Origin of the sequence: Citrobacter amalonaticus Y19 (assembly GCF_000981805.1) — a bacterium.
Taxonomy (GTDB): Bacteria; Pseudomonadota; Gammaproteobacteria; order Enterobacterales; family Enterobacteriaceae; genus Citrobacter_A; species Citrobacter_A amalonaticus_C.
The window spans coordinates 3,457,553-3,470,776 of sequence record NZ_CP011132.1 but is presented as its reverse complement, the minus strand read 5'-3'; the positions used below and the strand labels follow the sequence as shown (position 1 = coordinate 3,470,776).

10 protein-coding genes are annotated in these 13,224 nt (G+C 56.1%); 1 reads left to right on the top strand and 9 read right to left on the bottom strand.

What is annotated here, in order from left to right; genetic code table 11:
• Positions 1-3: 3 nt before the first annotated feature.
• Entirely contained in the window at positions 4-1,521 is a 1,518-nt protein-coding gene (gene lysS, locus F384_RS15925; RefSeq protein WP_046486929.1) for a lysine--tRNA ligase, read from the top strand.
• A gap of 67 nt (positions 1,522-1,588) precedes the next feature.
• On the opposite strand, the gene idi is transcribed toward lysS, so the two are convergent.
• The 9 genes from idi to ssnA form a co-directional block, all read right to left on the bottom strand.
• Positions 1,589-2,134, bottom strand: coding sequence for an isopentenyl-diphosphate Delta-isomerase (idi, locus tag F384_RS15920; RefSeq protein ID WP_046486926.1), 546 nt, complete (start codon positions 2,132-2,134; stop codon positions 1,589-1,591).
• Between the two features lie 134 nt (positions 2,135-2,268).
• The gene (locus F384_RS30435) at positions 2,269-2,394 is read right to left on the bottom strand and encodes a hypothetical protein (protein WP_226991599.1); all 126 of its coding nucleotides are present in this window, start codon (positions 2,392-2,394) and stop codon (positions 2,269-2,271) included.
• Between the two features lies 1 nt (position 2,395).
• Positions 2,396-3,844, bottom strand: coding sequence for a nucleobase:cation symporter-2 family protein (locus F384_RS15915; RefSeq protein WP_046486924.1), 1,449 nt, complete (start codon positions 3,842-3,844; stop codon positions 2,396-2,398).
• Positions 3,845-3,905: 61 nt separating this feature from the next.
• Positions 3,906-5,273: a guanine/hypoxanthine transporter GhxQ gene (gene ghxQ / locus F384_RS15910; protein WP_046486921.1), complete on the bottom strand. Its 1,368-nt coding sequence runs from the start codon at positions 5,271-5,273 to the stop codon at positions 3,906-3,908.
• Between the two features lie 32 nt (positions 5,274-5,305).
• Positions 5,306-6,622 carry a guanine deaminase gene (gene guaD / locus F384_RS15905; protein WP_046486919.1) on the bottom strand — a complete coding sequence of 439 codons (1,317 nt, stop codon included), beginning with the start codon at positions 6,620-6,622 and terminating at the stop codon, positions 5,306-5,308.
• 17 nt (positions 6,623-6,639) lie between these two features.
• Positions 6,640-8,040: a nucleobase:cation symporter-2 family protein gene (locus tag F384_RS15900; RefSeq protein WP_046486917.1), complete on the bottom strand. Its 1,401-nt coding sequence runs from the start codon at positions 8,038-8,040 to the stop codon at positions 6,640-6,642.
• A 162-nt stretch (positions 8,041-8,202) separates the two neighbouring features.
• Positions 8,203-11,073, bottom strand: coding sequence for a molybdopterin-dependent oxidoreductase Mo/Fe-S-binding subunit (locus F384_RS15895; RefSeq protein WP_046486913.1), 2,871 nt, complete (start codon positions 11,071-11,073; stop codon positions 8,203-8,205).
• Complete coding sequence (gene ygfM / locus F384_RS15890; RefSeq protein WP_046486909.1) at positions 11,070-11,849, bottom strand: molybdopterin-dependent oxidoreductase FAD-binding subunit; 780 nt, start codon at positions 11,847-11,849, stop codon at positions 11,070-11,072. The genes F384_RS15895 and ygfM overlap by 4 nt, the downstream gene beginning before the upstream one ends.
• 46 nt (positions 11,850-11,895) lie before the next feature.
• Positions 11,896-13,224: a putative aminohydrolase SsnA gene (gene ssnA, locus F384_RS15885; RefSeq protein WP_046486906.1), complete on the bottom strand. Its 1,329-nt coding sequence runs from the start codon at positions 13,222-13,224 to the stop codon at positions 11,896-11,898.

Genomic DNA, 13,224 nt, shown 5'->3' with positions numbered 1-13,224 from the left:
AACATGTCTGAACAACACGCACAGGGCGCTGACGCGGTAGCCGATCTTAACAACGAACTGAAAACGCGCCGTGAGAAGCTGGCTGGACTGCGCGAGCAGGGTATCGCCTTCCCGAACGATTTCCGTCGCGATCACACCTCAGACCAACTGCACGCTGACTTTGATGCGAAAGAGAACGAAGAGCTGGAAGCGCTGAACATTGAAGTGTCCGTTGCAGGCCGCATGATGACCCGTCGTATCATGGGTAAAGCGTCTTTTGTTACGTTGCAGGACGTGGGTGGTCGTATTCAGTTGTACGTTGCCCGTGACGATCTGCCGGAAGGCACTTACAACGAGCAGTTCAAGAAATGGGACCTCGGCGACATCCTCGGCGCGAAAGGGAAACTGTTCAAAACCAAAACGGGCGAACTGTCTATCCACTGCACCGAATTGCGTCTGCTGACCAAAGCGCTGCGTCCGCTGCCGGATAAATTTCACGGTTTGCAGGATCAGGAAGCGCGTTACCGTCAGCGCTATCTGGATCTCATCTCTAACGATGAATCCCGTAACACCTTTAAGGTGCGTTCTCAGATCCTGGCGGGCATCCGTCAGTTCATGGTTGGTCGCGGCTTTATGGAAGTTGAGACCCCGATGATGCAGGTGATCCCAGGCGGCGCGTCTGCGCGTCCGTTTATCACCCATCATAATGCGCTGGATCTGGATATGTACCTGCGTATTGCACCGGAACTGTACCTGAAGCGTCTGGTGGTCGGTGGCTTCGAGCGCGTGTTCGAAATCAACCGTAACTTCCGTAACGAAGGGATCTCCGTTCGTCATAACCCAGAGTTCACCATGATGGAACTCTACATGGCGTATGCGGACTATAAAGATCTGATCGAACTGACCGAGTCTCTGTTCCGTACCCTGGCGCAAGATGTGTTAGGTAAAACGGAAGTGCCTTATGGTGATGAAGTGTTCGACTTCGGCAAGCCGTTCGAAAAACTGACCATGCGCGAAGCTATCAAGAAATACCGTCCGGAAACGGAAATGGCTGAACTGGATAACTTTGACTCCGCCAAAGCGATTGCTGAATCTCTCGGTATCAAGGTAGAGAAGAGCTGGGGTCTGGGCCGTATCGTGACTGAAATCTTCGAAGAAGTGGCCGAAGCGCATCTGATTCAGCCGACCTTCATTACCGAATACCCGGCAGAAGTCTCTCCGCTGGCGCGTCGTAATGATGAGAATCCGGAAATCACCGATCGCTTTGAGTTCTTCATCGGCGGTCGTGAGATCGGTAACGGCTTTAGCGAGCTGAACGATGCAGAAGATCAGGCGCAGCGCTTCCAGGATCAGGTGAACGCGAAAGAAGCCGGTGACGACGAAGCGATGTTCTACGACGAAGACTATGTGACTGCACTGGAGCACGGTCTGCCGCCGACGGCGGGTCTGGGCATTGGTATCGACCGTATGGTGATGCTGTTCACCAACAGCCACACCATCCGTGATGTGATCCTGTTCCCGGCGATGCGCCCGGTAAAATAAGCGGTGAAATATCGGATAGCGTTACGCTTGCCGTAGGCCGGATAAGCGTAGCGCCATCCGGCGTCAATTAACGTCGGCAATATTCTCGCAGCCGCTCGCGCGCATTATCATCAGCAGCCTGCATCACCATCCACGGACTGAAGGCCCACGGCGTCGCGTCAGTTCCGCGTAAAACATCCTCCAGACTGCTCCACTGATAATCCATCACTTCGTCGCGATTGACCTGCAGTTCACTGGTCACCCGTGCCGCATAGACCGGACAAACCTCATTCTCAACGATCCCACTGGGATCGATCGCCCGATAGCGGAATGTCGGGAAGACGGGGGTCAGGCTGGCGATCTCCACGCCCAGCTCATGACGACAGCGGCGGACAACGGCCTCTTCGTGGCTTTCATCCTGTTGAGGGTGGCCGCAAACCGAGTTCGTCCATACACCCGGCCATGCTTTTTTCACGAGCGAACGGCGAGTGACCAAAAGCTGTCCCTCTGCATTGAACAGCCAGGAGGAGAAGGCAAGATGCAATGGTGTGTTGGCGGTGTGGGCGCTGTATTTTTCCAGCGTGCCGGACGGGGAGTCCTGTGCATCCAGCAAAATGACGTGTTCCTGTCGCATAATGTCTCACTGTTACTCTTAAGCACGTACCAGTATATGAGATCTCACGACGCAATGATTAGCTCAGGGAGCGTTTAACGGCGAAGTTCGACATCCGCAACTTGCGGTACGGATGTCGGAAGCATGGAACGATTTTAGAAAAACAACAGCATGAACTGGAAGCGACTTTCGATACCCAGCGCAATGCCGTCTGAAATAGCGGGTATCGACATCAGCATGAGCAGCAGCAGGGTTATCAGGCAGCGCAAAAAGAGATTCATGCTATTCATCCTGCTGATTTTTTTTCAGCTTGCGCATCAGCAGCCACATTCGCACCGTTCTGACCTTCAGGTTTTTATCCGAAACGGATTCCTGTACCAGCCCGGTATGGTGGTGATAACCATTGAAAAACAGATTCAGTACCACCGCGCTGAAAGTGGCCAGCATAATGCCGCTGTGCAGCAGCGGCTGGAGAACGGCTGGCAGGCGAGAGAAAAAGTCATGCGATAACGTTGGCGTCATGCCCACGCCCAGACTGATGGCCACAATGTAGAGGTTGTAACGGTTCGTGGTGTAATTGCAGCGCGAGAGAATGCGGATCCCGGTCGCCAGTACCATGCCAAACATCACCAGACCGGCGCCGCCGAGGACGAACTGGGGAATGGAGGCGACCAGAACCGCCATTTTAGGCACCATGCCAAACAAAATTAAGATGACGCCGGAGGCGATACAGACCCATCGACTGTGCACGCGCGTGACGCTGACCAGGCCAACGTTTTGAGAAAATGAGGTATGGGGAAAGCTGTTAAACAGGCCGCCAATCATGGTCCCGACGCCATCCACGCGCAGGCCGCGAATGATATCCTGCGAAGAGAGTTTGCGACCGACGATTTCGCCGAGCGCCAGGAACATCCCCATCGATTCAATGAACACAATGATTAGCACGGCGGTCATGGTCAGAATCGACACCGGATCAAAGACGGGCGTCCCGAAGGCCATCGGTGTGACAATCGCGAACCACGACGCATCGTGCAGGCCTGACAAATTCACTTCATTCATCATCCATGAGAGCGCAAAACCAAAGATGATCCCCAGCAAGACCGCGACGTTGGACATGAAGCCTTTAGCAAATCGGGTGATTAATAAAATAAAAATTAAGACCGCAAACGAAATCCCTAAATAGACCGGGTTCCCATATTCAGGATTACCTTTCCCGCCGGCTGCCCAGTCAACGCCAACCTGAATGATGCTCAGACCAATCGAGGTGATCACCACGCCCGTCACCAGCGGCGGAAATAACGGCATCAGGCGACCGACAAGCGGCGCTAAGAGTGTGGTTATCACCCCTGCGGCGATGGTTGAGCCAAAAATGCCCAACAGACCGATATCCGGATTGATGCCAATCGCAATCATCGGCGTCACGGCGGCAAACGTCACCGACATAATCACGGGCAGGCGAATCCCCATAAAGCGGCCGATGCCAATACATTGCAGCAGGGTAACGATCCCGCAGCAAAAGAGATCGGAACTGATTAACAGCGCGATGGCGTCTTTACTGAGTCCGAGCCTGTCGCCAATCATCAGCGGTACAGCGACCGCGCCCGCGTACATGACCAGCACATGCTGTAAACCGAGTACGACCAGCTTACCGGGCGATAATATACGATCGACCTCATCGGTGGCGCGGCCTTGCCCCGACGGTGAGGGAAGTTGGGAATCTATGGCGCTCATGCGTTTTCTCCTGAAGGGCGAGGCCGATAGAACAGCTCCGCGCGTTTGCGCGGAGCATCGCTTAAATTGCCCATCCGCCGGCGTAGAACGCCACCAGCGCGACGGTAATGATGACGGTACCGATGTTCAGCTTTTGCCATTCCCGGGCAAAAACGCGACCCACAACCAGCGTGACGAAACCGAGCATAATGCCGGTGACGATATTACAGGTCAGAACGATAAAGACCGCGCAGACCAGACCGGCCATCGCATCGATGAAGTCATCGAAATCCAGTTTTGAGACGTTACTGAGCATCAGCAAGCCGACGTACATCAGCGCAGGGGCAGTCGCATAGCCTGGGATCAGGTAAGAGAGAGGCGATAAGAACAGAATGAGCAGGAATAAACAGCCAACGATGGTGGCGGTCAGTCCCGTTTTTCCTCCGGCGGCGGTTCCCGCTGCGGATTCAATATAGACGGCCGCCGGTGCCGCGCCGACCAGCCCGGAAAATACGGAGCTGATGGAGTCGCTGGTCAGCGCTTTACCGCCGTTGATTATCTGGTTGTCCTCATCCAGCAGATTCGCCTGTCCGGCGACGGCGCGGATGGTGCCGGTGGCATCAAATACCGCTGTCATCACCAGTGCCAGTACGCTGGGCAGCACCGCGGGTTGTAAGGCCCCCATAATATCAAGACTAAAAATCAGAGACTTACCGTCTTCACCGCTCAGACTGGGCATGGCGACCAGACCGTGATATTTGACGGCAGGGTCAAATATCAAACCGATAATGGAGATGGCGATAATCACCAGCAGGATCCCGCCAGGGACGCGACATTTCTCCAGACCGAAGATCACCGCCAGTCCCAGCAGGCTCATGATGACCGGAAATGAGGTGAATGCGCCTAGCGCCACCGGAAGTCCTTCCAGCGGGTTTTTAATCACCATGCCGACGCCGTTTGCCGCGATCAGCAACAGGAACAGCCCAATGCCGATCCCTGTGCCATGTGCGATGCCCATGGGTAAGTTTCGCAGGATCCAGGTCCGGACTCCGGTAACCGAGATGGCGGTAAAAACCACCCCCATCAGGAAAACGGCACCGAGGGCGACAGGAATCGAGATGTGCTGTCCCAGCACCAGGCTGAACGCGGTAAAGGCGGTCAGAGAAATGGCGCAGCCGATCGCCATCGGCAGGTTGGCCCAGAGTCCCATCAGCAGCGAACCAAAGCCTGCAACGAGACAGGTGGCGACAAAGACGGCGGCGGGTGGGAATCCCGCTTTCCCCAGCATTCCGGGCACCACAATGACCGAATAGACCATCGCCAGAAAGGTGGTCAACCCGGCCAGTATCTCCTGACGCACGGTACTGCCACGTTCAGTAATCTTGAAGTAGTTATCCAGCGCGCCGCGAGGTTTCGACGCGCCGGGGGTTTGCAGTATATCTCCAGACATAATAATGTCCTCAGCAGGATGTTAGCGTTCTGTCAGGTCCGTTCGTACACCAGACGCCCATCGACGTAGGTGCGGTAAATAGAGCGATCGTCGCCCAGCGTCATCATCACGAACAATTTGTCGACCAGGGTTGTAGAGTTGTCATAGCGCAGTTGCTGCAGCGGCGTCGCCGTTGGTTCCAGCACCACGAAGTCCGCCTCTTTACCTGGCATAAAGTTGCCAATAAGAGGGTCGAGACCCAGTGCTTTCGCGCCGCCGAGCGTCGCCAGGTAAAATGCTTCGTATGCCGAGAGTCGGTAACCCTGTAATTGCACCACTTTGTAGGCTTCGTTCAGCGTTTGCAGCATGTTGAAGGTGGTTCCCGCACCGATATCGGTTCCCATGCCGACGCTGATCTTCTTGCGCCAGGCTTTTTGCAGGTTGAATAAACCGCTGCCGAGGTAGAGGTTAGAGGTGGGACAAAAGGCGATGCTGGAGCGGGTTTCACTCAGGCGATCCCACTCTTTCTCTTCCAGATGTACGCAGTGGGCGAAGACGCAGTTTTTGCCGGTCAGCCCGTACTGGTGATACACATCCAGGTAGCCGTCATGTTCAGGATAGAGTTCCTTAACCCAGGCAATTTCGTCTTTGTTTTCACAGAGATGGGTATGCACCCAGGTATCGGGATATTCCTCACGCAGACGCTGCGCCATCGCCATCTGCTGCGGGGAAGAGGTCGGTGCAAAGCGCGGTGTGATGGCGTACAGCAGGCGGCCATTTTTATGCCAGCGCTCAATTAACGCCTTACTTTGCAGGTAGCTGCTCTCGGCGTCGTCCAGCAGGTAATCCGGTGCGTTACGATCCATCATCACTTTGCCGGCGATCATGCGCATATTGATATGGCTTGCGGCTTCGAACAACGCGTCAACGGACTGTGGATGGACCGTGCCAAAAACCAGCGCGCTGGTGGTGCCATTACGCAACAGCTGCTTGATAAAAAACGCCGACATCTCGCGGGCGTATTCCAGATCCTCGTAGCGTTTTTCGGTCGGGAAGGTGTGTTTATTCAGCCATTCCAGTAACTGTTCGCCATAGGCACCGACCATTTCGCTCTGGGGGTAGTGGATATGGGTATCAACGAATCCCGGCACGACCAGTTTTCCGCGATAGTCACGGATACGGATGGCGTCAGGGATCCGGTGTTTCCCCTCTTCCCACTCGCCAAACCATTCGATTTTTCCCTCGCGAATCAGCAGCAATCCGTCTTCCACAAATCGCAGCGCTGAGGCAATCTCCTCCGGGTCTTCGACGGTGCGAGTGACATCAATAAAGCTGCCGCGCACCGCTTTCAACGTGTGTTCTCCAGACATCGTAAACTCCTTTCCCGTTAATCCGTTTCCTCCGGGGAGGCGATGCCCGGCAGCACTTCTTCAGGCCGGTAACCTCCAGGGAGAATAATATTCAGTAGAATGGCGGTCAGACCGCCTGCGCAGATGGGGTTTTCCACCAACACATAAATTGAGGCAGGCAGGATTTTGAAAATTTCCGGGTCATAGGAGACGCCCAGACCCAGACCCAAAGAGGTGGCGACAATCAGCGTTTCACGGCGCTTAAGCCCGTTGGTGATGATGATGCGGATCCCGGCGATCGCGATCATCGAGAACATCAACGTCATTGCGCCCCCCAGCACCGCCGAGGGAATGGTGGTGAAGAAGCCGCCAATCATTGGAAACAGGCCAAGCAACACCAGCATGACGGCGATGGTGCGTCCGATATAGCGTGAGGCGACGCCGGTCATCTGGATAACGCCGTTGTTTTGCGCAAAGGTCGTCAAAGGGAGTGACCCTACCGCAGAGGCAATGACGGAGACCAGTCCATCCGCCAGCACGCCGCCCTTCAGGCGCGACTGATATTCATCCCCCTGAATCGGACGCCTGGACACCATTGCGGTTGCGGTAATGTCGCCGACGGCTTCCAGTACGCTGAGCAGATAAATGGTCCCGACGACCAGAAAGTGATGAAAATTGAACTGGAAACCGTACTTAAAGGGAGTAGGGATGGTGACCCACGGCAGATTGCGCATACTGCTGAAGTCCACCATGCCAAGGCACAGGGAGACGACATAGCCCACGCCCAGGCCGATCGCAATGCCGCCCATTCTCAGTAACGGACTGCGACAGCAGTTAAAACCGATCACCACGATCAGCACCAGCAACCCGACGCCAATGTTCTCGTAATTCCCGTAGGTGCCGCTGCTTTTCGCCGCAAAGCCGCCGCCAAAATCGATGATCCCGACTTTAATCAGACTCAGACCAATCATCAGAACCACAATGCCGCTGACGGTCGGGGTGATGACTCTGCGCAAGTAAGGCAGAATGAAAGACGAACCCACCACCAGAAATGCCCCGACAAAGGAGACGCCGAGCAGCGATGACATGATCAACTCTTCATGAAATCCGTCGTTTTTCATCCCGCTGCCCAGTGCAATCATCACCGTGACAAATGAGAAATTGACCGACTGAATCGAGAGTAAACCGGAACCGACCATGCCATAGCGATTTACCTGCAGCCAGGTGCCGATGCCGGAGGCAATCATCGCCATTGAGACCAGATAGGCGGTGGTTTCCGCCGAGAGCTGTAGCGCGGTGCCGACAATTAATGCTGGCGTTACCATGGGAACAAAAATGGCCAGCAGGTGGGTGATTGCGCCAATAATCGACTGATGAAAGGGAGGACGATCCTCCAGTTCGTAAATCAGATCCGAGCCTGCACGTGATATATCAGACATCCCTTCACTCCTTAATAAGTAAATTTGATCATCTGAATCAGCAGAATTAAATTCTGCGAATTTGAGGCGCAGGTTGCCCTGAGAACGGCTTATCTCATTTCCGCAGACGGCATTTAATCATTATTGAGTCATGAACTCGGGCCGCCTGAGCGGCCCACGTCGCTACACTTTTTCCAGCGCGGTCAGTATTTTCTCCGGTGTGAAATGCCATTCGCGCAACCACACGCCGCAGGCATCATGAATCGCGGTGGCAATGGCAGGCGCGGCGCCATTTACGCCAATCTCAGAGATTGATTTGGCGCCAAAGGGGCCGACTTTATCGTCGCTCGGCACCAGCACGGCACGAAAATCCCTGGGGATATCGCCAATTTTGGGGGCACCATAACTGCGCAGATCTCGGGTCAGCGGATGGCCTTCGGCATCATAGAGGATCTCTTCGCTCAGGCTATGACCGATGGCCCGCATTGACGCCCCGTAAATTTGCCCCAGCGCGAGTTCCGGGTTGACCGGCGTGCCGCAATCCAGCAGCGCATAGAACTTGTCGAGACGGATTTCGCCGGTGCGGGTATTCACCGCGACTTCGGCGAAGTTCGCCCCATAGGGGAAAGCAAAGTCTGCGGTGATGTAACTGGCCGTGGCGACCAGCGTGCCAAAACCGGTCCCCGTCTCCGCTCTATGCGCGATTTCACCGTAACTCACTTCTCCCTGCTTGCCGCGCACGACGCCAGGGGCCGCCAGTTGAACGTCAGAAACGGGTTCGCCCAGCATCTGCGCACCGTGAAAGAGGATTTTCTCACGCAGGTTTTCCGCCGCTTTACGTGCCGCATTCCCCGAGAAGCAGGTGCCGGATGAGGCGTAAGCGCCTTTGTCGAAGAGCGCATGGTCAGTGTCGCCGGAGATGACATGCACTTCCTCTGGCGCGCAGTGCAGCACTTCCGCCGCCAGCTTGGTGACAACGGTATCCAGTCCGGTGCCGATGTCCGCACCGCCGGAATGGACGATGAAGGTGCCATCGGACTCCAGTTTGATCATGCAGTTGGCCTGATCGATATCCGGGATCCCGGATTTCTGCATAATAATGGCGACCCCGCGACCGGTATGCCAGTCACCGTCCTGCGGTTTGGGGGAAGACCAGTCGATCATCTTCCGCCCCTGGCGCAGGATCTCTTCCAGTGCGCAGCTGGCGGCGGAAGGAACAGACGTTGGCGCTTTCCCTTCACCAATTGCCCCAAGGATTTTCAGTTCCTGTCCTTCGTGAACCCGGTTGCGCTCGATGATCTCCAGTTGGTCTATTTGCAGCTGTTCGGCAAGCTCGGCTAACGCCATCGTCATCGCAAAGGTGCCTTTTGGCGCGCCATAGCCCTGATACGCCCCGGTCGGACAGATGTTGCTGTAGTACGTGGTGACCTGGAAATCGACGTTGTCGCAAGGGTACAGCGGTAACGAGAGCGCCGGCCCGTTGCTTGGCACGGTCAGCGAATGGTTGCCGTAAGGGCCGGTATTGGCGCGGAAGTCCATTTTGACCGCCGTCAGGCGACCATCGTTCTTCGCGCCCAGTTTAACCGTGACTTTTGCAACGTGGCGGGAGGTATTGGCAATAAACTCCTCTTCACGGGTATAGCGGAAATAGACCGGGCGTCCGGTCACGCAGGTCGCCCAGGCGCAGACTTCTTCCAGCAGGATATCCTGTTTGGAACCAAAGCCGCCGCCGACGCGCTCCTTGATGACGTGGACCTTGTGCTGCTTCATGCCGACGAGACGGGCGACCTGGCGGCGAAGATGCCACGGTACCTGCGTTGAAGCGTGAATGATCAGGCGATCGCCGTCCATGCGGGTAAAGCAGATGTGAGGCTCTGCCGGGCACTGCTGCGCCTGCGTGGAATGGTAGGTGCGCTCAATAATCACATCCGCTTCGGCAAACCCTTTCTCCATGTCGCCAATATGACCATGAATGCTGGCGGCGATATTCTTGCGCGGGCGAGAACCAATCGGGAAGTTGATGATCATGTGCTCGCCACGCTGAGCGGCATGGCGGTTGTCCTCTTCCAGCGTCTCCGGCGCGCCAGCGACATACACCACTGGTTCATCGTGTACGACCGGTGCATCGTCCGCCATCGCTTCGTCAATCGACAATACCGGTTTAAGCACGTCATATTCCACGTCGATAAGCGCCAGCGCGGCCAGCGCTATCTCTTCGCTTTCTGCAACCACAGCGGCAACACGATCGCCGACGTGGCGCAGTTTCTTACCGAACATGCGACGGTCGAGCGGGGAGGGTTCCGGTGCGCTTTGCCCACCGGGCGTATAGTAGATATCGGGACAGTTACGGTGGGTGATAACGTGAACCACGCCGGGGAGCGCTTCGGCTTTGCTGACGTCGAGATGAGTAATCAACGCATGGGCGTGCGGACTGCGCAGCATTTTAATCACGCAGGCGTCAGGGGTGATGCGATCTTCCACATAGCAGGGCTTGGCCTGGACCATCTTGGCGGCATCGGTTTTTGGCCAGGGCTTACCAATGACCGTGAGATCGTCGCGGAAAGTGGGGGCGACGGTAATCCGGGCCTGCGGATCGTTTTTACGCGCCACCGCCAGTTCGATCACCTGATAATATTGCTGCCAGCCCGCGTCGCGACTGAACAGACCGGACAGCGCATCGTCAATCTCTTCACGCGTGGGGAGTGCGATACGCGCCAGCAGATCGCTAATGATAAGCGCAGCGGCAGGATCGTTATAACCGGACTGCACGACGCCGACATCCACCATCGCCTGTTGTACCAGGCTCAGCGAATTCCATTTACCGAGCGATTCGCTGGTGCGGATCTCCGCGTGATCCAACTGCGCGGCAATCAGTAATGAGGCATTGACGATGCGACCGTTGTAGAGAATGGCATCTGAACCGGCGAAGCCGAATCCGTCGTCGCTGTTGCGCACCGAGTGCATCCCGAGGTTGAACAACAGTTTCTGTACGTTCTCGCCTGGGTTAATCTTCATTTCACGGACCGTGCCGTTCAATGTGAAGTGAATTATCATACAACGTCCTCCCCGGCCATCAGGCAGTCGGCATACAGATCGGCCACGACCACGCCGGTGATGTAGCGCTTATAGGCAGCGCTGCCCCGAATATCATCCTGTGGGAATATGGCGTTAGCGACCGCCTGCTCCAGTTCCGTACCTTCGCGTGTTTGTGTTTCCACATCACGCAGGCGTTGTGCTTTGTCCGCCACGCCGTCCAGTGCGATGCAAACCCCCCCGTGTTCGGTTAACGCGACCGCCGCCGTCACGACGGTGAGTCCGGCCTGTGAACGGCTCACTTTGCGGGTGGCGCAAGGGCGGAAGGGATCTTTAATGATAACTTCGGTGATCAGGCGATCGTGCGGGGAGGCGAGATAGCTTTCCAGCGACAGGGTTTCGCCATCGCCAAAAACCAGTTTAGCGTCCAGCGCCAGCAGGACGGGAAGTAACACGGACTCTTTCTGTTGTGCGGCAATCTCACCGCCGAGGGTTGACTGGTTGCGTAAATGGCGTGAGTAGATAAAGCCAATCGCCTCCCGCAGTGCCGCCGGGAGATAGCGGGCGTCGTGTAGCGGTTGCAGGCGAGTCATCGCCCCAATACGCAATGCGCCATTGTCCCAGTCGATCCACTCCAGTTCCAGATCCTGCAATGAAATGGCAATCTGCTTATCGGTACGCGTTGGCGTGGCGTTAAGTTTGCTGCCCCCGGCAAACCAGACGGCCTCCTCCTGATAGCGGCGCTTGAGTTCCAGCGCCTGGTCAACGGAGTCGGGCCTGAAAAATTGTTCAATCATCAATCATTCCTCATCACTCCCTCTCCCGTTCAGGAGAGGGTATGGGCTATGCCAGCGCATCCATTCGCCGCCACATGCTGGCGGCGGCTTTTCGGGCCTGCGCATAAATTGAATCGGTATCGAAAGTGAACTGACGGTCTTCATACACCATCACGCCATTCACCATCACGCTGTGCACGCTGCCTGAACCGAGGCCAAAGGCGATATGCCCGGCAACGTTTTCAGCGATCAGCGGTGTTGGCGACGAATAGTCGAGGAGGGTTAAATCGGCCTTATAACCGGCTTGCAGTTGGCCAAAGTTTTCCCCAAAGTTGCGGTGCAACAGCTCGTTGCCGTTCGCCAGCGCTTTCGCAAAGCTGTCAGGCCACAGAGGACCGCCCGCGTCGCGATGTTTGAAGAAGGCAAATTTCATCTCTTCAAGCATGTCGGAGCCGATGCCGTCCGTCCCCAGCGCCAGATTGCGAATGTGGGTTAGGTGGTGGTTGTAACCGACATGGTTATTCATGTTGGAGCGGGCATTGTGTACCAGGAAGGCATCGTGCTGATTCAGCAACGCAATATCTTCCGCAGACAGGTACAGACCGTGCGCCACCAACGTTTTACTGTCGATAAGCCCGTATTCCGCCAGCCTCACCAGCAGGTCTTTACCGTACAGGTGATGACTATGAGAGACATCGTAGCTGTCTTCCGCCGCATGGATATGCAGCCCGCGTCCGGTGGCGTTGATGGCCTCGCGCAGCATCTCCAGACCGGCGTCGGGTACGGTAAACGGGGCGTGCGCGCCAATGTGCGCTTCCACCAGGTACGGCTCGTTACCGGTCTCCCGCGCGTGGTCAATCTGGCGGGCAAAGCGGATATTCTCTTCGACGCCTGCCTGCAACTCTTTGATTCCCTCGTTACGGTCGGTGGTTTCAAAGCAGGTCATGGCCCGCAGGCCCACCTTTAAAAAGGCTGAACGTAGCGTAGAGAGCGACCCCTGTATGTAGCCCGGCGAGGCGTGGTGATCGATAACCGCAGAGCATCCGCTCTTAATCGCTTCCATTGAGCAAATCAGCCCGCTGTAGTAGAGCGACTCTTCGTCCAGAGCCCGGTCCAGACGCCACCACAGGTTTTTCAGCGTTGAGATAAAGTCCGGGCTGGGGGCGATATTGGCCTGGATGCCGCGAGATAAACCGGAGTAAAAATGGTTATGCGCGCAGACCAGGCCTGGCATCACGATTCGCCCGTGCATCTCTTTCCATTGCGCCTGCGGGTAGCGCTGCGTCAGCGCATCGCCCACTTCAACGATCGCGTCTTTATCGATAGCAATATCCACGCCTTCGCGCACGCTGGCCGGATGAAGCTGTACGGCGGTGACATTTTTCAGAATCAACAT

Excerpts from the sequence above, each read along its gene's own strand:
- lysS (WP_046486929.1), top strand. The coding sequence starts at position 4 with ATGTCTGAACAACACGCACAGGGCGCTGACGCGGTAGCCGATCTTAAC.
- idi (WP_046486926.1), bottom strand. The coding sequence starts at position 2,134 with ATGCGACAGGAACACGTCATTTTGCTGGATGCACAGGACTCCCCGTCC.
- F384_RS30435 (WP_226991599.1), bottom strand. The coding sequence starts at position 2,394 with ATGAATCTCTTTTTGCGCTGCCTGATAACCCTGCTGCTGCTCATGCTG.
- F384_RS15915 (WP_046486924.1), bottom strand. The coding sequence starts at position 3,844 with ATGAGCGCCATAGATTCCCAACTTCCCTCACCGTCGGGGCAAGGCCGC.
- ghxQ (WP_046486921.1), bottom strand. The coding sequence starts at position 5,273 with ATGTCTGGAGATATACTGCAAACCCCCGGCGCGTCGAAACCTCGCGGC.
- guaD (WP_046486919.1), bottom strand. The coding sequence starts at position 6,622 with ATGTCTGGAGAACACACGTTGAAAGCGGTGCGCGGCAGCTTTATTGAT.
- F384_RS15900 (WP_046486917.1), bottom strand. The coding sequence starts at position 8,040 with ATGTCTGATATATCACGTGCAGGCTCGGATCTGATTTACGAACTGGAG.
- F384_RS15895 (WP_046486913.1), bottom strand. The coding sequence starts at position 11,073 with ATGATAATTCACTTCACATTGAACGGCACGGTCCGTGAAATGAAGATT.
- ygfM (WP_046486909.1), bottom strand. The coding sequence starts at position 11,849 with ATGATTGAACAATTTTTCAGGCCCGACTCCGTTGACCAGGCGCTGGAA.
- ssnA (WP_046486906.1), bottom strand. The coding sequence starts at position 13,224 with ATGTTGATTCTGAAAAATGTCACCGCCGTACAGCTTCATCCGGCCAGC.